Annotated in this window: 21 protein-coding genes; 9 read left to right on the plus strand and 12 right to left on the minus strand. The window is 68.3% G+C overall.

Annotated elements, in window-relative coordinates; all coding sequences use genetic code 11:
- Positions 1-13 precede the first annotated feature (13 nt).
- Positions 14-646 carry a ParA family protein gene (locus ASG75_RS11530; protein WP_056389032.1) on the minus strand — a complete coding sequence of 211 codons (633 nt, stop codon included), beginning with the start codon at positions 644-646 and terminating at the stop codon, positions 14-16.
- Between the two features lie 117 nt (positions 647-763).
- Positions 764-1,795 (minus strand): hypothetical protein, encoded by a 1,032-nt coding sequence (locus ASG75_RS11535; protein ID WP_056389035.1) that lies wholly within the window; start codon positions 1,793-1,795, stop codon positions 764-766.
- Between the two features lie 159 nt (positions 1,796-1,954).
- Here ASG75_RS11535 and ASG75_RS11540 point away from each other — a divergent pair, with 159 nt between their 5' ends.
- A complete protein-coding gene (locus tag ASG75_RS11540; RefSeq protein ID WP_056389037.1) occupies positions 1,955-2,149 on the plus strand; it encodes a hypothetical protein in 195 nt (64 codons plus the stop codon).
- An 86-nt stretch (positions 2,150-2,235) separates the two neighbouring features.
- On the opposite strand, the gene speE is transcribed toward ASG75_RS11540, so the two are convergent.
- Entirely contained in the window at positions 2,236-3,105 is an 870-nt protein-coding gene (gene speE / locus ASG75_RS11545) for a polyamine aminopropyltransferase (RefSeq protein ID WP_056389041.1), read from the minus strand.
- A 286-nt stretch (positions 3,106-3,391) separates the two neighbouring features.
- On the opposite strand from speE, the gene speA reads away from it, so the two are divergent.
- Both speA and ASG75_RS11555 read left to right on the plus strand, forming a co-directional pair.
- Positions 3,392-5,281 carry an arginine decarboxylase gene (gene speA / locus ASG75_RS11550; protein ID WP_056389392.1) on the plus strand — a complete coding sequence of 630 codons (1,890 nt, stop codon included), beginning with the start codon at positions 3,392-3,394 and terminating at the stop codon, positions 5,279-5,281.
- Positions 5,282-5,406: 125 nt separating this feature from the next.
- Positions 5,407-6,207, plus strand: a complete 801-nt coding sequence (locus ASG75_RS11555; RefSeq protein WP_056389045.1) for a 3-hydroxybutyrate dehydrogenase — start codon at positions 5,407-5,409, stop codon at positions 6,205-6,207.
- A gap of 26 nt (positions 6,208-6,233) precedes the next feature.
- Here the strand turns inward: ASG75_RS11555 and ASG75_RS11560 are convergent, their stop codons facing one another.
- The 4 genes from ASG75_RS11560 to radC form a co-directional block, all read right to left on the minus strand.
- Positions 6,234-6,986, minus strand: a complete 753-nt coding sequence (locus ASG75_RS11560; protein WP_056389048.1) for an SDR family NAD(P)-dependent oxidoreductase — start codon at positions 6,984-6,986, stop codon at positions 6,234-6,236.
- A gap of 34 nt (positions 6,987-7,020) precedes the next feature.
- Entirely contained in the window at positions 7,021-7,731 is a 711-nt protein-coding gene (locus tag ASG75_RS11565; protein WP_056389053.1) for an SPOR domain-containing protein, read from the minus strand.
- Positions 7,731-9,419 carry an arginine--tRNA ligase gene (argS, locus tag ASG75_RS11570; protein WP_056389057.1) on the minus strand — a complete coding sequence of 563 codons (1,689 nt, stop codon included), beginning with the start codon at positions 9,417-9,419 and terminating at the stop codon, positions 7,731-7,733. Before argS ends, ASG75_RS11565 begins: the two co-directional genes overlap by 1 nt.
- A 516-nt stretch (positions 9,420-9,935) precedes the next feature.
- A complete protein-coding gene (radC, locus tag ASG75_RS11575) occupies positions 9,936-10,607 on the minus strand; it encodes a DNA repair protein RadC (protein WP_056389062.1) in 672 nt (223 codons plus the stop codon).
- Between the two features lie 96 nt (positions 10,608-10,703).
- On the opposite strand from radC, the gene coaBC reads away from it, so the two are divergent.
- The 3 genes from coaBC (at position 10,704) to ASG75_RS16700 (ending at position 14,744) form a co-directional block, all read left to right on the plus strand.
- Entirely contained in the window at positions 10,704-11,909 is a 1,206-nt protein-coding gene (coaBC, locus tag ASG75_RS11580) for a bifunctional phosphopantothenoylcysteine decarboxylase/phosphopantothenate--cysteine ligase CoaBC (RefSeq protein ID WP_056389065.1), read from the plus strand.
- Complete coding sequence (dut, locus tag ASG75_RS11585) at positions 11,906-12,364, plus strand: dUTP diphosphatase (RefSeq protein ID WP_056389068.1); 459 nt, start codon at positions 11,906-11,908, stop codon at positions 12,362-12,364. Before coaBC ends, dut begins: the two co-directional genes overlap by 4 nt.
- A gap of 61 nt (positions 12,365-12,425) precedes the next feature.
- The gene (locus ASG75_RS16700; protein ID WP_056389071.1) at positions 12,426-14,744 is read left to right on the plus strand and encodes a phosphomannomutase/phosphoglucomutase; all 2,319 of its coding nucleotides are present in this window, start codon (positions 12,426-12,428) and stop codon (positions 14,742-14,744) included.
- A gap of 106 nt (positions 14,745-14,850) precedes the next feature.
- On the opposite strand, the gene ASG75_RS11595 is transcribed toward ASG75_RS16700, so the two are convergent.
- From ASG75_RS11595 to ASG75_RS11605, 3 genes are all read right to left on the minus strand, one after another.
- A complete protein-coding gene (locus ASG75_RS11595; RefSeq protein WP_056389076.1) occupies positions 14,851-15,492 on the minus strand; it encodes a DUF4124 domain-containing protein in 642 nt (213 codons plus the stop codon).
- Positions 15,493-15,609: 117 nt separating this feature from the next.
- Positions 15,610-16,257, minus strand: a complete 648-nt coding sequence (gene pyrE, locus ASG75_RS11600) for an orotate phosphoribosyltransferase (protein WP_056389080.1) — start codon at positions 16,255-16,257, stop codon at positions 15,610-15,612.
- 21 nt (positions 16,258-16,278) lie between these two features.
- Entirely contained in the window at positions 16,279-16,773 is a 495-nt protein-coding gene (locus ASG75_RS11605; RefSeq protein WP_056389398.1) for a GNAT family protein, read from the minus strand.
- A 69-nt stretch (positions 16,774-16,842) separates the two neighbouring features.
- Here ASG75_RS11605 and ASG75_RS11610 point away from each other — a divergent pair, with 69 nt between their 5' ends.
- The 3 genes from ASG75_RS11610 to ASG75_RS11620 all read left to right on the plus strand — a co-directional run bounded on the left by ASG75_RS11610 (position 16,843) and on the right by ASG75_RS11620 (position 19,370).
- Positions 16,843-17,613, plus strand: a complete 771-nt coding sequence (locus ASG75_RS11610; protein ID WP_056389083.1) for an exodeoxyribonuclease III — start codon at positions 16,843-16,845, stop codon at positions 17,611-17,613.
- 67 nt (positions 17,614-17,680) lie between these two features.
- Positions 17,681-18,919 (plus strand): MFS transporter, encoded by a 1,239-nt coding sequence (locus ASG75_RS11615; protein ID WP_056389401.1) that lies wholly within the window; start codon positions 17,681-17,683, stop codon positions 18,917-18,919.
- A gap of 148 nt (positions 18,920-19,067) precedes the next feature.
- Positions 19,068-19,370: a hypothetical protein gene (locus tag ASG75_RS11620; RefSeq protein ID WP_235580216.1), complete on the plus strand. Its 303-nt coding sequence runs from the start codon at positions 19,068-19,070 to the stop codon at positions 19,368-19,370.
- On the opposite strand, the gene ASG75_RS11625 is transcribed toward ASG75_RS11620, so the two are convergent.
- On the minus strand, positions 19,340-20,473 hold the full coding sequence (locus tag ASG75_RS11625; protein WP_056389086.1) for an anhydro-N-acetylmuramic acid kinase: 1,134 nt from the start codon (positions 20,471-20,473) through the stop codon (positions 19,340-19,342). The genes ASG75_RS11620 and ASG75_RS11625 overlap by 31 nt on opposite strands.
- Positions 20,474-20,486: 13 nt before the next feature.
- On the minus strand, positions 20,487-21,932 hold the full coding sequence (locus tag ASG75_RS11630) for a peptidoglycan DD-metalloendopeptidase family protein (protein WP_056389090.1): 1,446 nt from the start codon (positions 21,930-21,932) through the stop codon (positions 20,487-20,489).
- Between the last annotated feature and the right edge of the window lie 155 nt (positions 21,933-22,087).

Here is a 22,087-nt window from a genome sequence, read left to right on the forward strand (position 1 = left end):
GGAGGGGCGCGCTTCAGTGCTGGCGCTTGATCCAGCGCAACAGGGCCTTCCAGTCCTGCTGGTGGCTGCGGACCTGTTCGGATTGGTAGTCGAAGATGCCCTTGCCGAGGCCGGCGAGCAGCACGTAGGCCTGGCTGTCGCGCAACTGCGCGGCGATCGGGAACGGCGATTGCTCGGCGAGCTGGGCAAGCGCGTCCTGGCTGGCGTGGGTCCACGGCTTGAGCCGGTTGGCGACCAGCGCCACCGGCAGCTTGCCGCGGCGGATGCGATGGATCGATTGCAGTTCGCCGAGGAAGCGCAGCGTGGCGTCGAGATCGAACGAGGACGGCAGCACCGGCACCAGCAGCACGTCGGCCACGTCGATGTAGGGCTCCAGCTCGCGCTCGTCGGAGCCGGCGGGGGTGTCGATCAGCAGCTGCTGGGTGTCCGGCGGCACGCGCTGCAGGCTGCGACGGCCGCTGTCGAGCGCCAGCACGCCGGGGACATTGTCCGGTCTGAGCTCGGCCCAGCGGAAGCTGGAGTGTTGCCGGTCGGCATCGATGATCGCGGTGTGCTGCCCCGCCTGTGCCCAGTGCGACGCCAGTTGCGTCACCAGCGTGCTCTTGCCGCAACCACCCTTGCTGCTTGCCACCAGCGTCGTAAGCATCGGATCACCCCTGCCACGGAAGGTGGACCAAGCCTACCGGGGGGAGCGGCAAAGGGAAACAGGGAACGGGGAACGTGCAGCACGGCGTACGTTGGCTCCCTCGTTTCCCTGCCTGATTCACTCCGTCTTGCGCGGCTGCCAGTCGGCGGGCGCTTCGGTCGGGATGCTGTTGTCGCGCAGGGCAGCCAGCTGCAGGCTCATCTCGGTGCCGCCGTTGCGGGCCAGCGCCAGCAGGCGCTGGGCCAGCGCCGCGTCGTCCTGCGCCCGGGCCAGCAGCTGGGCGAAGCTCTGCACCTGCCAGACCAGGTTGCGGCGGGCATCCTTCGCTTCCTGCTGTTGCGCCGGGTCATCGGCCAGCACTTCACGCAGGTGCAGGCCGAGCGAACGCGCCAGCGGACTGGAGCCCCACTCCAGCGTCTTGCCCAGGGCCAGGCAGTCGGCCTTGATCGAGGCATCCTCGCCGGCGTTCTCGCACAGTTTGGCGACCAGCTGCAGGCTCGGCTGCGGCTGGGTTCCGGCCAGGCCGTAGACCAGCACGGTCTGCATGCCCACCGCGCCGCCCGGGTGGCGCGGGTCCAGCGTGTCGGGCGGCGGCGGCAACACGCCGACCGAGGTGGCCAGCGCCTGCAGGCTGGCGCCGGCGTAGTCGTCGTAGAGTTTCGCCGCGGCGGCCTTGGCCAGGTCGTCGCGGGCGGCGTCCTGCTTCATGCCGCGCGCGTCGGCGCCGAGCTTGAGCAGCCACACCGCGGCGTTGTCCGGCGCCTGGCCGAGCAGATGCTCCAGCGCCGCGGCGTTCGGACAGGCGTCGGCCTTGGCATCGCAATCGGCCAGTTGCATCCAGTACACCGCCGCACCGGCGCCTTCGGCCTGCGCCGCGCGTTCGATCAGGCGGTGGAAGCTGTTGCTCGGGGTCTGGTTGAACAGCGGCCGCGCCAGCAGGGCCGCGCCGAGCAGTCGCTGCGGGTCGCCGCCCGGCGCCAGCACGCTGACCAGATCCTGCTGGAACGCGAGCTGGGCCTTGTCGCGGGCCTGGGCTGCCGCGTCCGGTCCGCTGTGGCTCTTGCCTGCAGCGGTCTTGCTGGCGAATGCCGGCATGGCGGCCAGCGACAAGGCGCACGTCAGGGCGAGGCAGTGCCATCCACGCATCATGGGTTGGGGTCCGCAGTCAAAGCGCGCAGCATACCTTTTGCGGATTAAGCGCGGCTGATCCGGGGGAACGGCGAAAAGGCGATGTCGCGGCGAGGCTTGCTAGGATAGGCGTCCCCGGCGCGGGGCCGCGCCCTCGTGTCATCGTTCGGGAGACGTGCAGTGGATCATCTGTCGACATTCGCCGGCGGCGCACCCTGGTTTGTCGGCTGGGGCACGCTGGCCTTGATCAATGCCGCCCTGGCGCAGGGCAAGAACCGCAGCGGCCTGCTGTGGTTCCTGCTGTCGCTGCTGTGCGGCCCGCTCGCCACGCTGCTGCTGGTGCTGTTGCCGAAGGTGCGCTCGAAAATGTTTTGAGCGACGGGATTCGGGATTCGGGATTGGGGATTCGAGATTCGAAAGAGCGGTGAGCCGCACGGCTTTACCAAATCCCTATTCCCGGCTTATTCGCCCAGCGCTTCGCGCATGAATTCCGGCTGCGCCAGCGCGCCCTTGTGGATCTCGGCGTTGTAGTAGCGGGTGGGGAAGTTCTTGGCTGAAGCGCCGCGCTCGCGGAAGCCGGACAGGTCGCCGCCCTTGCGCGCCATCGTGCAGCTCCACCAGCCGGTGGGGTAGCACGGCTGCGGGAACGGCAGCGTCTTCACCGCGCTGAAGCCGGTGGTGCGCATCGCCGAGCGCATCGACTTGATCAATTCGATATGCGCCAGCGGCGACTCGCTCTGCTGCACCAGCAGGCCGCCGTGGCGCAGCGCCTTGTAGCAGCTGGCGTAGAACGCGGCGTTGAACAGGCCTTCGGCCGGGCCGACCGGATCGGTCGAATCGACGATGATCAGGTCCAGCGAGTCGGGCTCGGCGTCGGCCATGTACTTGATGCCGTCGATGAACAGCAGCTCGGCGCGCGGGTCGTTGTTGGACTCGCACAGCTCGGGGAAATACTCCTCGGCCAGCCGGGTCACGCGCTCGTCGATCTCCACCTGCACCGCGGACTCGACTTCCTCGTGCCGGAGCACCTCGCGCAGCGTGCCGCAGTCGCCGCCGCCGATGATCACCACGCGCTTGGCGCGCGCATGGGTGAACAGCGCCGGGTGGGTCATCATCTCGTGGTAGAAGAAGTTGTCGCGCGTGGTCAGCATCACGCAGCCGTCGATCACCATCAGGTTGCCCCAGTCGGTGGTCTGGTGGATCTCGATGGTCTGGAACGGGGTCTTCTCCGCGTGCAGCAGTTGCTCGGTGCGAAAACCGATGGAGGAGCCGGAGGCCTGGTGGGCCTCGGTGAACCAGCTGGCTTCATTCGGGGTGGGCTGCTGCGACATGGCGGGTGTTCCTGACGAACCGGGTGAAAGGACAAAGACCGTCAATTGTAGCGATAACCAGGGTGAACGTCCCGAGAGCGGGCCGGCAGCCCATGCGCATATCGTCACAGGCGCCCATTACAATGGCGGCTGGCTTGGCCGGCGCAGCGCGCCGGCCGCCGACCAGTCCGATCGGCCCCGCGGCGTGCGAGGCTTCCGGTCGCTCGGGCTCGTGCTCCTTCGTCGAGCAACACCGTCAAGGCTCGCCGCTGCGACGACATCATCCGTTGGTAGAGGAACCATGTTGATGTCGAACCATTGGAATACCGATTCCGCCCGCCACACCTACGCCGTGCCGCATTGGAGCGATGGCTACGTGGACGTGAACCCCGCCGGTGAGATCGTGATGCGCCCGCGCGGCGCGAACGGCCCGGCGCTGTCGCTGCCGCAGATCGTCGAACGCGCCCGCGGCGAAGGCCTCAGGCTGCCGCTGCTGGTGCGCTTCCCGGACATCCTCGCCGATCGGCTGGCGCGGCTGCAGGGCGCGTTCGCCAGCGCCATCGCCGACAGCGGTTATGCGGGCGGCTATACCGCGATCTACCCGATCAAGGTCAACCAGCAGCGCGGCGTGGCCGGCGAACTGGTCGCTGCCGGCACGCACGGCTTCGGTTTGGAAGCGGGTTCGAAACCCGAGCTGATGGCGGTGCTGGCGATGGCGCGGCCCGGTTCCATCGTGATCTGCAACGGCTACAAGGATCGCGAATACATTCGCCTGGCATTGATCGGGCGCAAGCTCGGCCTGCGCGTGCACATCGTGATCGAGAAGCTGTCCGAGCTGGATCACGTATTCAGCGAAGCGCAGGCGCTCGGCGTCGAGCCGCTGCTCGGCGTGCGCGTGCGGCTCGCCTCGATCGGCGCCGGCAAGTGGCAGAACACCGGCGGCGACAAGGGCAAGTTCGGGCTGTCGCCGCAGCAGGTGCTGAGCCTGATCGAACGGCTGGATCGCGCCGGGCTCAAGCACACGCTGAAGCTGCAGCACTTCCACATGGGCTCGCAGATTTCCAACGTGCGCGACATCGCCAACGGCATGCGCGAGGCCACGCGCTACTTCGTCGAGCTGCGCCGGATGGGCGTGCCGCTGGACATCGTCGACGTCGGCGGCGGCCTCGGCGTGGACTACGAAGGCTCGCGCTCGCGCAGCCACAATTCGATCAACTATTCGATCGAGCAGTACGCCGCCACCATCGTGCAGTCGCTGGCCGAGGCGGTCGAAGCCGAAGGGCTGGACGCGCCGCACATCCTCACCGAAGCGGGCCGCGCGATGACCGCGCACCACGCGGTGATGGTGGTCAACGTGACCGAGGTGGAAGAAGTGCCGGCCGGCGCGATCCCGCCGCCGTGCGCGGACGAGCCGGCCGTGCTGCGCCGCCTGCGCGAAACGTATGAGGAGCTGGACCGACGCCCCGCGCTGGAACTGTTCCACGAGGCCCAGCACCATCTCGCCGAAGGCCAGACCCTGTACGCGCTGGGCCAGCTGGCGCTGGCCGACCGCGCGCGGCTGGATGAGATGTACTACGCCATCGCGAACGCCGTGCGCACGCGGCTGCTGCCGGCCGAGCGCTCGCATCGTGCTGCGCTGGACGAACTGGACGAGAAGCTGGTCGACAAATATTTCGTCAACTTCTCGGTGTTCGAGTCGATTCCGGACGTGTGGGCGATCGGCCAGATCTTCCCGATTGCGCCGATCGCCCGGCTCGACGAGCAGCCGACCCGGCGCGGCGTGATCGTCGACCTCACCTGCGATTCGGACGGCCGCATCGACCACTACGTCGATGCCGAGGGCGTCGACGTCAGCCTGCCGCTGCATGCGTTGAACGACGGCGAAAGCTACCGGCTCGGCATCTTCATGGTCGGCGCCTACCAGGAAACCCTGGGCGACATCCACAACCTGTTCGGCGACACCGACGCGGTCAACGTGCGCGTGGATGGCGACGGCTACGTGTTCGGCCACAAGCGCCGCGGCGACACCACCGACCTGATGCTCGATTACGTCGGCTACGACCTGGAAGCACTGCGAGCGAGCTATCGCGAGCGCATCGCCAGCGCCGGCGTGACCGGCGCGGAAGCCGGGCGGTTGTACGACGCGCTCGACGGCGGACTCACCGCGTACACCTACCTGGCCGAGGACGTACGTTGATGGTGTGACGGCGGCGCACGGCCAGCCCCAAGGTCCGATGGCGGCCGTCGTGGCGGTGCCTACAATCCGGTGGATGGGTGCGGTCCCGCGATCGCGCCCTCCCCATTCCTTCGAAGGAGCAGCGCATGACAAACCTCAACGGCAAGGTCGCCCTGATCACCGGCGCGGCCAGCGGCCTCGGCAAGGCGATTGCGCAGCTGTACGCGCAGCACGGCGCCAGCGTGGCGATCGCCGACATCAACCAGGAGGCCGCGGACAAGGTGGCGGCCGAGATCAATGCGGCCGGCGGCAAGGCACTCGGCGTGGCGATGGACGTCACCAGCGAGGACGCGGTCAACGCCGGCACCGACAAGGTGGTCGCCGCGTTTGGCCGTCTGGACGTCCTGATCTCCAACGCTGGTGTGCAGATCATCAACCCGATCGAGCAGTTCGCTTTCGCCGACTGGAAGAAGATGCTGGCGATCCACCTCGACGGCGGTTTCCTCACCACCAAGGCTGCGCTGAAGCACATGTACCAGGATGACGGTACCGGCAAGAGCCGCGGCGGCATCGTGATCTACATGGGCTCGGTGCACTCGCACGAGGCGTCGAAGCTGAAGTCCGCCTACGTCACCGCCAAGCACGGCCTGCTCGGCCTGGCCCGCACGCTGGCGAAGGAGGGCGCGCCGCACAACGTGCGTTCGCACGTGATCTGCCCGGGCTTCGTGCGCACGCCGCTGGTCGAGCGGCAGATTCCGGAGCAGGCGAAGGAGCTGGGCATCAGCGAAGCGGACGTGATCAGGAACGTGATGCTGAAGGACACCGTCGATGCCACCTTCACCACCGTCGAGGACATCGCGCAGACCGCGCTGTACCTAGCCACCTTCCCGTCCGCCGCGCTGACCGGTCAGTCGATCGTGGTCAGCCACGGCTGGTTCATGCAGTAACCGATGCGGGTCCCGCCGCGGCGGACTCAGCCGCGGTGCACCTGCAGCCCGGCTGCCGACTGGCTGACCGGCATCACCTCGATGCGATTGATGTTGAGGTGCGGTGGCAGGTTGGCGATCCACCAGATCGTGTCGGCGATGTCGCCGGCGGTGATTGGTTGTGCCCCGGCGTAGAGCTTCTCCGACGCGGCCTGGTCGCCGCCGGTGCGTACCAGGGTGAACTCGGTTTCGGCCATGCCCGGTTCCACCGAAGTCACGCGCACGCCGGTGCCGTGCAGGTCGGTGCGCAGGTTCTGCGAGAACTGGGTGACGAAGGCCTTGGTGCCGCCGTACACGTTGCCGCCGCGGTAGGCGTAGCTGCCCGAGATCGAGCTGATGTTGACGATCGCGCCACGGCGCTCGACCAGTTGCGGCAGCAGCAGGTGGGTCAGCGACACCAGCGCGGTGACGTTGACGTCGATCATCTGCTTCCACTGCGTCAGGTCGGCTTGCTGCGCCGGCGCGGTACCCAAAGCCAGGCCGGCGTTGTTGACCAGCAGGTCGATGCCGGCGAATGCGGGCGGCAGGTTCGCGCATGCCGCACGCATCGCGGCCTCGTCACGCACGTCGAACGCCGCGGCGTGCACGCGCCCGGCGCCGTGCTGCGCGACCAGGCGCTGCAGCCGTTCGGCACGGCGGCCGCTGGCGATCACCCGCCAGCCGCCGGCCACGAAGCGTTCCACGGTGGCGGCGCCGAACCCGGAGGTGGCGCCCGTAATCCAGACGGTCTTGGTGGTCATGCGGAAAGTCTAGCGGGAGATGGCGGCGGCAGGCTCAGCGGCCTTCCTTCAGTGCAATCGCATTGATGCCGGCACCGGCCAGGCGCTGCTTGGTCGATTCCAGCTCGGTGGCCGAGCGGAACGGGCCCAGGCGCACGCGGTTGTAGGTCTGGCCGCCGATGTTGACCGACTGCACGTTGGCGACGAAGCCCTGCAACGCGAGTTTCGCCTTCAGCGTTTCCGCGTCGGCGGCGTTCGGGAAGGCGCCGACCTGCAGCAGGTAGCCGCTGCCGGCGCCGGGTTGCGGCACGGTGTTGGCCGGCGCGGCGGTGACGTCCTGGCTGACCGCAGCCGGTGCATTGGCCGGCGCCGCCGTCAGTGCCGCCTGGGCAGCCTGCTGCGCCTGCAGCTGTGCCGCCTGCTGCTGTTTCTGTTGCTGCTCGACGCGCGCCTGCGCGCTGATCTCGGCGTCGGGGATGCGTACTTCCTTCTCCGACAGCACCGAGTAGAAGTCGAATTGCGGCTTCTTCGGCGCGTTGTCGCCGGTCGATTCGAGCACGCCCGGTGCGCTGCCGCGCTCGGCCGTGGCCTGCGGATTGGCCTGCGGGCCGTCGGCCTTGCGCAGGCTGGTCAGCAGGCTGCCGCGCATCATCACGGCCATCAGGATCGCGCCGGCCACCAGGCCGATGACCGCGTAACCCCAGCCCGGAAAACCGTTGCTGCCGTTGCGTACGGCCTGCCTACCCCTGCCCTTGCGTGCTGCCATTACATCTTCTCCGGGGCGCCGAGGCCCAACAAGTCCAGACCGTTCTTCAGTACCTGGCGAGTCGCCACCACCAGCGCCAGGCGCGCGTTGCGCAAGCTCGCGTCCTCGACCAGGAACTGGTGCGAGTTGTAGTAGGTGTGGAACGCGTTGGCCAGTTCGCGCAGCCACGCCGCGACCAGGTGCGGCTCCAGGTTTGCCGCCGCGGCCTCGACCAGCTCGGGGTACTTCGACAGCTCGGTGAGCAGGATCTGCTCGTGCTCGTTGTCCAGTTGCGCCAGGTTCGCGAGGCCGTCGGCCAGGTCGACTGTGAAGCCCTTCTCCGGTGCCTGGCGCAGCACGCTGCAGACGCGGGCATGCGCGTACTGGATGTAGTACACCGGGTTGTCGTTCGACTGCGAGCGCGCCAGGTCGATGTCGAACACCAGCTGCGAGTCGGACTTGCGCGAAATCAGGAAGTAGCGCGTGGCGTCGCGGCCGACTTCGTCGATCAGGTCGCGCAGGGTGACGTAGCTGCCGGCGCGCTTGGAGATCTTCACCTCCTCGCCGCCCTTCATCACCGTGACCATCTGGTGCAGCACGTATTCCGGCCAGCCCTTGGGGATGCCGCAATCGAGCGCCTGCAGGCCGGCTTTCACCCGCGCCAGCGAGCCGTGATGATCGGAACCCAGCTCGGTGATCGCGCGTTCGTAGCCGCGCTGCCACTTGCTCAGGTGATAGGCCACGTCGGGAAGGAAGTAGGTGTAGGTGCCGTCGGACTTGCGCATCACGCGGTCCTTGTCGTCACCGAAATCGGTGGTGCGCAGCCACAGCGCGCCGCCGTCCTCGTAGGTGTGGCCGTGCGCGACCAGCTCGCGCACGGTCTCCTCGACCTTGCCGTCGCTGTACAGCGACGATTCGAGGAAATAGGTATCGAAGCCCACGCCGAACGCCTGCAGGTCCAGATCCTGCTCGCGGCGCAGGCTGGCCACGGCGAAGCGGCGGATCGCGTCGAGGTCGTCGGCGTCGCCGGCCGCGGTTACTGTCTCGCCATCGGCGACCACCGACTCGCGATCGAGATAGGTGCGCGCCACGTCGGCGATGTAGTCGCCGCGGTAGCCGTTCTCCGGCCAGCTGCTGTCGTCCGGGGTGATCCCGCGGGCGCGCGCCTGCACCGAAATGGCCAGGTTGGCGATCTGCACGCCGGCGTCGTTGTAGTAGAACTCGCGCTTCACGTTCCAGCCGGTGGCATCGAGCAGGCGGCTCAGGCAGTCGCCGATCGCCGCGGCGCGGCCGTGGCCGACGTGCAGCGGCCCGGTCGGGTTGGCCGAGACGAATTCCACGCCGACGGTCTTGCCGTTGCCGCTGGTGCCGCGGCCGTAGGCGGCGCCTTCGGCCATGATCCGGCGTACCTCGGCGTGATAGGCGCCGGCGGCAAGGAAGAAGTTGATGAAGCCGGGGCCGGCGATCTCGACCTTCTCCACCAGGGTGTTCGCCGGCAGCGCAGCGACCAGTTTCTCCGCCAAGTCGCGCGGCTTGGCGCGCGCCGGTTTGGCCAGCAGCATGGCCACGTTGCTGGCGAAATCGCCATGTTCGCGGCTGCGCGCGCGCTCGATCACGAAGCCGGGCAGGCTGAGATCGGCAGGCAGGGTGGCGTCGTCTTGCAGGGCCTGGATCGCCTGCAGCACCAGTTCGCGCAGCTGTTCTTTCACGGGTGGGGTCGGTTTCGTGATGGAACCGCCAATCCTAACAGACCGTCCTGCCGGCGAAACGCGCTGGTATGGGGCCGCGCGGCGCAGGCCGGCAGGGGTGGCCCGATTGCGGCCGGATTTTGATGCGCCGCGGCGAGCCGTCTTGTGGATAAGTCTGTGGGGAAAGCGGCGACGGGTGGCTTGGCCTGCGCCCGGGAGTGTCGAAAACCCGACTTTCGCAAGAAATTATTTTTATATATCAGCGAATTGTGGTGCCAACTTAGAGTCAAGGTCCCGATAGGCGCGGCAAGTGCCGGTATCGCTGTCATGTGCATAAGTTGTTGCGACTTGGCCGCACTTCCGGGGGAACGCGGATGTCATCGGTTTGTCATGCGGCGCTGCGACACTGGCCGCGCCAGGACATGAACTCCCCTCCATGCCGTGGCAACCGGGGATGCCGCTCTCCCCACCTCCCCAATCGGCCCCGCGGCGTGGCTTGTGCCACGCCGTTTTTTTGCCTGCGAGCAGGCTCTTGGATCAGATCAGGCCGCGGGCCGCCATCGACACCGGCTCGCCGCTGCCGATCACCAGGTGATCGAGCACGCGCACGCCGACCAGTTGCAGCGCATCACGCAACTCGTGAGTGATCGCGCGGTCGGCGGCACTGGGTTCGGCGACGCCGGAGGGGTGGTTGTGGGCGAAGATCACCGCGCAGGCGTTGTGCTGCAGGCACGCCCGCACCACCTCGCGCGGATGCACGCTGGCGCCGTCGACGGTGCCGCGGAACAACTCCTCGAACGCCAGCACGCGATGGCGGTTGTCCAGGTACAGGCAACCGAATACCTCGTACGGCAGGTGGCGCAGACGCGCGCGCAGGTAGTCGCCGCTGTCGCGCGGGTTGCCCAGGCTGGGTTTTTCCTGCAGCTGTTCGGCCAGGCTGCGCCGGGCCAGCTCCAGCGCGGCGGCAATGCGGGCGCGCTTGGCCGGTCCCAGTCCGCCGACGCGGATGTGCTGCTCGGTGCGGCCGAGCAGCGCACCCAGGCTGCCGGCGGTGTTCAGCAGTTCGCGGCCCAGCGCCAGCGCGTCCTTGCCGCGGCTGCCGCTACCCAGCAGCACCGCCAGCAGTTCGGCGTCGGATAGCGCGCTGCTGCCGCGCGCCAGCAGCTTTTCACGGGGACGTTCGCCTTCGGGCCAGTCGCGGATGCTCATGCCCCCAACTTGCCCGACGGCGCCCTCGCCGGACAGCGGTGCCGGTGAGTGAATCCGGTAAGCTAGGCGTCTGCCCGATTGTCAGGCCCGCCTTACATGAGTCTTGCCCAACGCCGCATCCTGCTCGGAGTGTCGGGCGGCATCGCCGTCTACAAGTCCTGCGAACTGGTTCGCCGCCTGCGCGATCTCGACGCCGAAGTGCGCGTGGTGATGACCGAGGGCGCCACCCACTTCGTCAGCCCGACCACGTTCCAGGCGCTGTCCGGCCAGGCCGTGCGGGTCAGCCTGTGGGACGCGCAGGCCGAGGCTGCGATGGGGCATATCGAACTGGCGCGCTGGGCTGAACGCATTCTGGTGGCGCCGGCCAGCGCCGACCTGCTGGCGCGGCTGGCGCACGGCATGGCCGACGACCTGCTGACCACGCTGTGCCTGGCCAGCGCCGCGCCGCTGTATCTGGCGCCGGCAATGAACCAGCAGATGTGGGCGCACCCGGCGGTGCAGGCGAATATCGCCACCTTGCGCCAGCACGGCGCGCAGTTGCTGGGGCCGGCGGTGGGCGACCAGGCCTGCGGCGACGTCGGCAGCGGCCGCATGCTGGAGCCGCACGAATTGCGCGACGCGCTGGTGGCCTCGTTCGGCAGCCGATCGCTGGCCGGGCTGAAGGTGCTGGTCAGCGCCGGCCCGACCTACGAGGACATCGACCCGGTGCGCTTCATCGGCAACCGCAGCTCCGGCCGGATGGGTTTCGCGGTAGCCGAAGCGGCTGCCCAGGCCGGCGCCGAAGTGACCCTGGTGGCCGGCCCGGTAAGCCTGGCCACGCCGGCCAGTGTGGCGCGCCGCGTCGACGTGCGCAGTGCGGCGCAGATGCACGCGGCGGTACTGGCCGCCGCCACGCAAGCGGACATCTACATCGGCGCGGCGGCGGTGGGCGACTATCGCCCGCTGGAAGTGTCCGCGCAGAAGCTGAAGAAGCACGACGGCGGCGAACTCACCCTGCGTCTCGGCGAGAATCCGGACATCCTGGCCGGCCTTTCCGCGCAAACCGCGCACCCGTTCCTGGTCGGATTCGCCGCGGAGACGCATGATGTGGCGAGCTATGCGCAGGGCAAGCTGCGCCATAAGGGGCTGGACATGATTGCGGCAAACCAGGTGGGCGACGGTCTCGGTTTCGAGGCGACCGACAATGCGTTGACCTTGTATTGGGCCGACGGCGCCGTCGAGTTGCCGCGGACATCGAAAGCCGAACTGGCGCGCCAGCTGATCGCCCATGTGGCCGAACGCTACCGGGCGACGCGCGGATGACGATCGACGTCGAGCTGAAGATCCTCGATCCGCGTCTCGGCGACAGCATCCCGCTGCCGCAGGCCGCCACGCCCGGCAGTGCCGGCATGGACCTGCGCGCCGCGCTGGATGCGCCACTGACCCTGGCGCCGGGCGAAAGCGCACTGGTGCCCAGCGGCATCGCGATCCATATCGGCGACCCGGGCTGGTGCGCGCTGATCGTGCCGCGCTCGGGGCTGGGCCACAAGCACGGGCTGGTGATGGGCAACCTGGTCGGGGTGATCGACGCCGACTACCAGGGCCCGCTGATGATTTCGTGCTGGAATCGCGGCAGCCAGTCGTACACCATTGCAGTAGGCGACCGCATCGCCCAGTTGCTGCTGGTGCCGGTGGCGCAGGCACGGTTGAACATCGTGACCGACTTCGCGCCCAGCCAGCGCGGCGGCGGCGGCTTCGGTTCCACCGGCATCCAATAGATCAGATGAGCTGGCCCGAGCGGATCGGGCCGGCCCGCAGCTACAGCCGCGGGAGCGGGATATGGCGTTGAACATCGCGAACGAACGGCTGCGCGGCCTGCAGGTCGACTGGCAGGCTTTGCTGCCGCTGGCCGGCGGCACCGTGCTGTTGCTGCTGGGGCTGTTCTGCGCATGGCAGACTTGGCTGATTGCCGACGAAGGCAATGCGGTCCAGCGCGTGCACATGGCCCAGGACGAGGCGGTCAAGGCGCTGTCCGGGGAAATCGCCGACCAGCGCGGCGCAGTCGAAAAGGTGCTGGCCCGTGTGGACCCGGCGACCTTGATGAGCGACCCGGCGCGGTCTGCCGCGGCGCTGCGCCAGCAGCTGCCGCAGGCGAAGAAGCTGGAGCTGTACAGCGGCGACCTCAACGAGGTGCTCAAGGCCAATTACCGCGAGTTCGGCTATGCCAAGGCGGCCCAGCTGATGGCCGCGCAGAGCGCCGAGGGGGTGCCGCTGGCGCAGAGCGTCTCCTATGGCAACGGCGATCGCCGGCTGAGCCTGGTGATTCCGCTGGGGCCGCCGCAGCAGGCCCAGGCCTGGGCCTGGGTCGAGCTGCCGTTCGCTCCGCTGCAGCAGCGTTTCGCCGCGATTTCACCGGCCAGCGGCCGGCTCGACCTGCGCCAGGGCGACGATAGCGGCTACGTGCAACTGTTTTCGCACGGCACCGCCTCGGCCGAAGCCGAAGCGGCCGGCAAGCCGATCGCGGGCAGCGTGTTCAGTGTCGGTGCCGGTCTGCCGGGTGCCTTCATCGTGTTGCCGCGTTCGTGGCTGCTGAGCGGCTTGCTGACCTTGTTCGGCCTCGGCGGCGGCGGCTACCTGTTGTGGCTGCGCCTGCGCCACCTGCGGGCACCGGTGCCGTCCGAAGAGGAACCGTCCGAAGCACCGGTCGAAGTCAGCAAGGCCGCCGAGGTCCGCGTCCGGTCCGCGCCGGTCGCGCCGCCGCCGGTCGCCGCGGCGGTCAGTGTGGACCCGACCATCTTCCGCGCGTACGACGTGCGCGGCGTGGTCGGCAAGACCTTGAACAAGGACGTGGCGCACGCGCTCGGCCAGTCGATCGGCACGCTGATGGGCGAGAAGGGCCTGCGCGAGATCGTGGTCGGCCGCGACGGCCGGCTGTCCGGGCCGGAGCTGGCCAGTGCGCTGGCCGAGGGCCTGCGCGAGGCCGGCGTGGACGTGATCGACATCGGCGCGGTGCCGACCCCGGTGGTGTACTACGCCGCGTACCGCTTCAACACCGGCTGCGGCGTGGCCGTCACCGGCAGCCACAACCCGCCGGACTACAACGGCTTCAAGATCGTGGTCGGCGGCGAGACGCTGTCCGAAGGGGCGATCCAGGACCTGTACCAGCGCATCGCCAGCGGCGCGCTGGCCAGTGGCGGCGGCGGTGGCCTGCGTCAGGTCGACGTGGCGCCGGACTACATCGAGAAAATCATCGCCGACGTGCTCGCCGAGCGCCGCCTGAAGGTCGTGGTCGACTGCGGCAACGGCATTCCCGGCGCGATCGCGCCGCAGGTGCTGGAAGGCGTCGGCTGCGAGGTGATCCCGCTGTACTGCGACGTCGACGGCACGTTCCCGAACCATCATCCGGACCCGTCCGATCCGGCCAACCTGGAAGACCTGATCCTCGCGGTGAAGCAGACCGGCGCCGACCTGGGCATGGCGTTCGACGGCGACGGCGACCGCCTCGGCGTGGTCACCCGGGGCGGCGAGATCATCTATCCGGACCGCCTGCTGATGCTGTTCGCGCGCGACGTGCTGTCGCGCCAGCCCGGCGCCACGGTCATCTACGACGTGAAGTGCACCAGCCACCTGAAAGGGCAGATCCTGGATGCCGGCGGCAGTCCGCTGATGTGGCGCACCGGGCATTCGCTGATCAAGGCGAAGATGCGCGAGACCGGCGCCGAGCTGGCCGGCGAGATGAGCGGGCACTTCTTCTTCAAGGAGCGTTGGTACGGCTTCGACGACGGCGTCTATGCCGCCGCACGGCTGCTGGAGATCCTCGCCGGCGACCTGCAGGGGCGCAGCCCGGAGGAGATCTTCGCGACGTTGCCGAAGAGCGTCTCCACGCCGGAACTGAAGATCGAGCTGGCCGAGGGCGAGCACTACCGCTTCATGGACAAGCTGCGCCAGCAGGCCAACTTCGAGGATGCCACCCTGATCACCATCGACGGCGTGCGCGCGGACTGGCCGGACGGCTGGGGGCTGGTACGCGCGTCGAACACCACGCCGGTGCTGGTGCTGCGTTTCGAGGCGGACAACCCGGCGGCGCTGAAGCGGATCCAGCAAATCTTCCGTCAGCAGCTGCTGGCGGTGGATCACAGGCTGAAGCTGCCGTTCTGAAAGCAGCGACCCTCGACTGTCGAGGGCTGCCGCAAATCACTTCTCTTCGCCGGGGAAAAGATGCCCGCGCGGCGGACGAGGGGGCTCGCGCCGCCGCCTTATCGCCCTACTCCGCCGGCTGCTCCTGCGCCGCCCTGAGTTCGCGGTAATGCGCCAGCTGCCCGACCTGCTGTTGCACGGTCTGCGCACGCAAGGCCTGCTGGCGGCGCAGTGTGTTGCGCAGGGCGGCGACCACGTTGCGTTGCTGCGTGATGCCGTCAGCCAGAGGTTTCGGCACCGGGCTCTTGGCGTTTTCGAGATCGGCCGCGCGGCCGAGCAGGTCGGTCAGTGCCTTTTCCTGGCTGCGCAAGTTGATCTGGGTGGTGTGGATCTGCTGGTCGTTGGTGTCCAGCGTCTGCTGCAGCGAGATCTGGTAGGACTCCTCGTCCGGGTAGGCCGCCAGCATCTGCGTGTCGGCGTTCGCGCGCTCCTGCGCGGCGCGCTGCTGGGCCGCCTGTTCGGCGGCCAGCTTGTTGGCGGCGGCGCGCTCTACGGCATTCAGCTGGCGCGGTACGCGTTGCACCACCAGGCCACGGTCGTTGACCAGGTCGTAGCCGTATTTCATCGCTTCGGCGGTCAGGCTGTCGCTGAAGTGCACCAGGCCTTGCCCGTCGTACCACTTGTAACGGATGTTGCCGGTGTTCTGGGCGGACACCGACAGGCTCGCGACCAGTACGACAGCAGCAATGACGAGCAATGGTTTGCGCATGGGTTCCTCTCTCGTTGCCCAGTATAGCCAGCGCTGCCGCGCTGCCTAGGTCCGCGCCGACGGCAACGGCTGCCAGTGTGACCGGGTTCGCCTGAGTCTATCGGTCGAACGATGAACTCAACGCTGAACCCCGTAGCGCTCGCGATAAGCCAGCAGGCGGGCGTGCTCGGCGGCCAGTTGCGGCCGCTCGCCGGCATATGCCAGCACGTCGTCGAGGCCGGTGATCGCGATCACCGGAATGCCGTAGTCGGCGGTCACTTCCTGCGCGGCGGAGCGCTCGCCCTGGCCGCGCTCCTGCCGGTCCAGCGCGATCAGCACGCCGGCCGGCGTGGCGCCGTGCGCGCGGATCAGCGCCAGCGATTCGCGCACCGCGGTGCCGGCGGTCATCACGTCGTCGACGATCAGCACGCGGCCCTTGAGCGGGGCGCCGACCAGCACCCCGCCCTCGCCGTGATCCTTCGCTTCCTTGCGGTTGTAGGCCCACGGCAGATCGCGGCCGTGGCCATCGGCCAGCGCGATGGCGGTGGCGGCGGCCAGCGCGATGCCCTTGTAGGCGGGGCCGAACAGCATGTCGACGGCGATGCCGGCGTTGACCACCGCGGCGGCATAGGCGCGGCCGAGTTGGGCCAGCGCGGCGCCGGAGTCGATCCGCCCCATGTTGAAGAAGTACGGGCTGTGGCGGCCGGACTTCAGGGTGAAATCGCCGAAGCGCAGCACCTCGCGCTGCAGGGTGAGTTCGATGAAGTCGCGCTGATAGTCGTGCACGGGTCTCTCGCAAACGGTGGGTCAGGGCAGCGGTCGTAGCAGCAGGTGCTGCGGGCCGGAACGCCCGCCATGGTACAGCTCGCCGCGGTCGCTGAAGCCGACGCGCAGGTACAGCCGCAGGGCTGCGTGGTTGTTGCGGTCGACCATCAGCGCCAGCTGGCGCGCCCACGGGTGACGCCGGGCGAGGTCGGCGAACATCGCCTGCAACGCCAGCTGGCCCAGGCCGCGACCTTGCCAGGCGGCATCGATGAAGAACCCGCGCAGGCCCAGCGACGGCAGTTCGAGATCGCGCCCGGTCACGCTGTGCGGCGTGGACTCGATACGGTAGTAGCCGATGGCCGTGGCGTCGTGCAGGATCGCCATCGCTTCGCTGCCGGGGCATAGCGCCACGTCGGCCAGCAGGTCGGCGATCGCGCCGACCCAGCCGCGCTGGGCCGGCAGTACATGCAGGCCCAGCAGCTTCGGGCGCAATGCATCGTCGACCGGAACGACGCGGATGGCGGCAGTGGCTGGCATGTTCGCTTCCATGGCGGTGGCGGGGTGCCGTGGTTGTTATGATCACCCATCACGAGATCGGGAGAGCCCATGCGCATCATCAGCCTCAACGCCAACGGCATCCGCTCGGCCGCGACCAAGGGCGTGTTCGACTGGCTGCGCAAGCAGGACGCCGACGTGGTCTGCCTGCAGGAAACCAAGGCGCAGGAAGGCCAGCTGACCGACGCGATGTTCCGTCCCGACGGCCACCACTGCTTCTACCGCGATGCCAGCAGCAAGAAAGGCTACAGCGGCGTGGCGATCTACGCGAAGCGCGAGCCCGACCAGGTGTTGACCGAACTGGGCTGGGACGAATTCGACAACGAAGGCCGCTACATCGAGGCACGCTTCGGCAACCTCAGCGTGGTCTCGCTGTACTTCCCGTCCGGCTCCTCCGGCGACGAGCGCCAGCAGTTCAAGTTCAAGGCGATGGAGTGGATCACGCCGATCTTCGACAAGTGGCTGAAGAGCGGCCGCGACTACGTGATCTGCGGCGACTGGAACATCGTGCACACGAAGAGCGACATCAAGAACTGGTCGTCCAACCAGAAGAACTCCGGCTGCCTGCCGGAGGAGCGCGCGTGGCTGGACCTGCTGTTCCAGCAGCGCGGCTGGGTCGACAGCTTCCGCGCGATCAGGCCGGAGGCGGTCGAATACACCTGGTGGTCGAACCGCGGCCAGGCGCGTGCGAACAACGTGGGTTGGCGCATCGACTATCAAGTCGTCACGCCGTCGCTGCGCGAGCGCCTGCGCGACTGCGCGATCTACCGCGAGCAGCGCTTCTCCGACCACGCGCCGTACACCGTCGACTATGCCGACTGAGCCGCCGCCGCCCAAGCCGGCGAAGCCGTCGGTATGGCGGGCGTTCGCCCAGCCGGCGGCGTGGACGATGTTCCTGTTCGGCTTTTCCTCCGGCCTGCCGTTCCTGCTGGTGGCCGGCACGCTGGCGTACTGGCTGAAGGAAAACGGCATCGATCTGAAAGACATCACGATGATCGCCAGCGCCGGCATGACCTATGCGTTCAAGTTCGTGTGGGCACCGCTGCTCGACCATTGGCGGATCCCCGGCTTCGCCCGGCTCGGCCAGCGCCGCGGCTGGCTGCTGTTCGCGCAGCTGGGCGTGGTGGTCGGGTTGCTGGCGATGGCGTTGCTGACGCCGGTGCAGCTGGTGCCGTTCGTGGCGGCCACGCTGGTGGTGGCGTTCTTTGGCGCGACCCAGGACATCGCGGTGGATGCCTACCGCATCGAGATCGCGCCGATCGAGGCGCAGGGCGCGCTGGTCGCCACCTACTCGCTGGGCTACCGGATCGGCCTGCTGCTGGCCGGTGCGGTGGCGTTGATCCTGGCCGATCACCTGCCGTGGCGGCTGGTCTACGCGCTGATGGCGATCGCGATGGCGGTGCCGCTGGCGACCACGCTGATGGCACGCGAGCCGGACGTGTTGCGGATACGGGCCACGCGCTGGCGCGACGCGATGCGCGAGAGCGTGATCGACCCGTTCGCCGATTTCTTCCGTCGTTACGGCTGGGCGCTGGCCGGCGTGACCTTGCTGTTCCTGCTGCTGTTCAAGATGCCCGAGCAGGCCACGATCGGCGGCATCATGAGCCCGTTCTATCGCGACATGGGTTTCTCCAAGACCGAGATCGGCACGATCACCAAGATCTACGGCATCTGGATCGGCATCGTCGGCGTGTTCATCGGCGGCGCCGCGGTGGCGCGCTGGGGCGCCTGGCGTCCGCTCGGCGTCACCATCGTGCTGTGCGGCTGCAGCAACCTGCTGTACCTGCTGTTGATCGCGCATCCGGGCAACCTGCTGGTGCTGACCCTGGTGATCTCCGGCGAAAACCTGACCCTGGGCATGCTGGGGCCGCCGACGGTGGCGTTCCTGTCCTCGCTGGTCAACCGCCAGCACACCGCGACGCAGTACGCGCTGCTGAGCTCGCTGGTCAACCTGCCCGGCAAGCTGCTCGGCTTTTTTGCCGGCGGCATCGCCACGACGACCGGCTACGGCGGCTATTTCGTCATCACGGTGCTGGCGGTACTGCCGTCGATGCTGCTGTTCGCCTGCCTGTGGCGCTACTTCCGCGGTGTCGAACGCGCGCGTGTGGCGGCGGAAGCGGCTGCGTAGGCGACCAGCCGGGCAGCGTGGCGGCGCTCACAGTGAAACTGCCAAGTCATCCACGAAACGGCGGTCGCGATGCCTGGCTTCGCCGTGGCTGTGCAAACATCCGGCACGACAGGGGCACGTGCAACAGGGAGTGACGCTTGTGCCGGACATGATCTTGCAGTACGTCGACAGTCTGCTCACCGAACGCATCCGGGCGCTGGCCAGGGAGCGCCAGTGCTCGGTCAACGACGTGATGCTGCACGCCTTGCGCAATGGCCTGGGTATCTCGGCCGCCCAGCATTTCAGCGAAAGCCTGCGCGATCCGGAAGCGCTGGCCGTGCTCGAAGGTCAGTGGGAAGCCGCGGAACAGGGGGTATTCCAGGAAGCGCTGCGCGCGCTGGCGCAGACCCGTCCGACCCAGTTGGCGCCGGAGCGCATCCGTTACGACGAACCCGCGGCGGGTGCGGAGTAGATCGCGCCCAGCACCCGCGGCCCGCGCGCGCCGGTGACCGCCGGCAGGTTGCCGGGCAGGCCGAGCAGGCGCTGTCGTGCCAGCCAGGCAAACGCGGTGGCTTCGAGGAAATCCGGGTCGATGCCGTAGCGCGATGTGCTCAGCAGTGCACGGGGCGCCAGCAGTTCGCCCAGCCGCCGCATCAGCGCGCCGTTGTGCACGCCGCCGCCGCAGGCCAGCACTTCTTCTGCATCCGGCGCGTGTTGCGCGATCGCCATGGCGACGCTGCGCGCAGTGAGCTCCAGCAGGGTTGCCTGCACGTCGGCTGGGTCCAACGCAGCGGAGGGCGTGTGCGTGGCCAGCCACGCCAGGTGGAAATGCTCGCGGCCGGTGCTCTTCGGCGGCGGCAGCGCGAAATAGGGATCGGCCAGCAGGGCGTCGAGCAGGCCGGCGTCGAGGTGGCCGCTGGCGGCGTACGCACCGTCGCGGTCGAACGACTCGCCGCGCTGGCGCAGGCACCAGGCATCGAGCAGGCCGTTGGCCGGGCCGGTGTCGAAGCCGAGCACGCGGCCGTCGGCGCCGAGCACGGTGATGTTCGCGATGCCGCCGAGGTTGAGCACTACCCGAGCGTGTCCCGGCCGGGCCAGCAGCATCGCGTGCAGCGCCGGCAGCAACGGCGCGCCCTGCCCGCCCGCGGCGATATCGGCGCGGCGGAAGTCCGCCACCACGTCGATACCGCAGCGTTCGGCGATCACGCTGGGATCGCCCAACTGCAGCGTGAACGGGTACGTTCCGGTGGGGCGGTGGCGCAGGGTCTGGCCGTGCGAGCCGATCGCGCGGACGGCCGTTGCCGGGGTGCCGCTGTGTTCGAGCAGGTGCAGCGCCGCGTCGGCGAAGCCGTGGCCGATTTCGACGTCCAGCCGTCCAAACGCATCCAGGTCCAGTGCGGTCTCGTCCTGGGCAAGTGCGAGCATGCGTTCACGCAGCGTCGTGGGCCAGGGATGTGCGTGGCTGGCCAGCAGCTGCGGTACGCCGCGGCTGAAGCTGACCAGCACGCTGTCGATGCTGTCCGCGCTGGTGCCGGAGATCAGTCCGAGGTAGAGCGCCGAGGCGTCGTCGTCCACGCGCGGCGGACGCTCAGTTGTCGTGGTTGGCGGGGGCGTTGGCACGCGCCAGCTTGATGCGCGAGTCCAGTTCGGTCAGGCGTGCCAGCTGGGGTTTCACCACTTCGGCCTTGAAGCGCGCCATCTGCACGGCTGGCAGCGGCTCGGGCTTCGGCAGCGTGACCGTCTGCGGGTTGCGCTGTACGCCGTTGACGCGGAATTCGTAGTGCAGGTGCGGTCCAGTGGCGAGGCCGGTCATGCCGACGTAGCCGATCACTTCGCCCTGGCGCACGCGCTCGCCCACGTGTTGACCCCTCACGAAGCGCGACATGTGGCCGTAGGCGGTGCTGATGGTCTTGTCGTGCTGGATCACCACGAAGTTGCCGTAGCCGCGCTCCCAGCCGTGGTACTTGATGACGCCGTCGCCGGCTGCGTGGATCGGGGTGCCGCTGGGTGCGGCGTAGTCGACGCCCTTGTGCGCACGCATGCGGCCGAGCACGGGGTGCATGCGGGCCGAGCTGAAGGTCGAGGAGATCCGGGTGAAGTCGACCGGGATGCGCAGGAACGATTTCTGGATCGGCCGGCCGTCCTCGCTGTACCAGCCGTAGTTGCCGTCGGCCTTCTTGAAGCGGTAGGCGGTGTAGCGCTTGCCCTGGTTGACGAACTCGGCCGCGATGATGTTGCCCTGGCCGTAGCGCACGCCGTCACGGTAGATGTCGTCGTAGATCACCGTGAAGCTGTCGCCGACGCGGATGTCCTGCACGAAGTCGATGTCGTACTTGAACAGGTCGGCAAGCTTGCCGACCATCGCCGCGTCCATGCCGGCCTGGTCGCCGGCGGCATACAGGCTGCTGCGGATCACGCCGTGCGCCACCTGTTCGCGCAGGTCCATGTCGCGCTGCTGGATGGCGACGCTGGGCTGCGCGCCGTCGAGACGGACGGTCGCGCGTCTGGCCTGGTCACGGTCGAAGCGGAAGCCCTTGAGGCTGCCGTCGTTGCCGAGCAGGAAGTCGAATTCCTGGCCCGGGCGAATGCTGTGCAGGGCGGATTTCGCGCCGGCGGCGGCGTCCATCACCCTCTGCAGATCGGTCATGTCGAGGCCGCGGGCAGTGAAAATGTCCGACAGCGTCTGGCCCGGTTGCACCCGCACTACCTGCCAGTCGTCCACGGTCGCGGCCGTGACGCTGACCGGCGCGATCTTGGGCAGCGCCAGCGGCAGCAACGAGTGCACTTCCGGCGTGGGCGCGGGACGCATCGCGCTGGCCCAGGCGGGCATGATGAAACCGGACAACAGGGTGATCAGCAACGCGGTGCCGGCAAGCACCAGGCGCTCGCGGTTCCAGCGGATCGGCTCGATCTCGCCCGAACGATTGAACGACCAGTGTGCACGGCGCTCGTAGAAGTGGGAGTGCCGACGCTGCGCCTTGCGACAGATCGCCTGCTTGCGGGTTTGCCGCGCCCCCTGCTTTTCTTCTGCCATGCTGTACACGCCCGCGCTACAAAGTAACAAACTGCGCGTACCATAACGGTCATGTGCAAAGGGCGTCAACGCCTTTCGCATCAAGGGTTTGCAACGCATTCCTGGTTAACACACAATTAACGTTGACGGCACGGTCACATTGCGGGCCGCTGCCC

Origin of the sequence: Rhodanobacter sp. Soil772 (assembly GCF_001428385.1) — a bacterium.
Taxonomy (GTDB): domain Bacteria; phylum Pseudomonadota; class Gammaproteobacteria; order Xanthomonadales; family Rhodanobacteraceae; genus Rhodanobacter.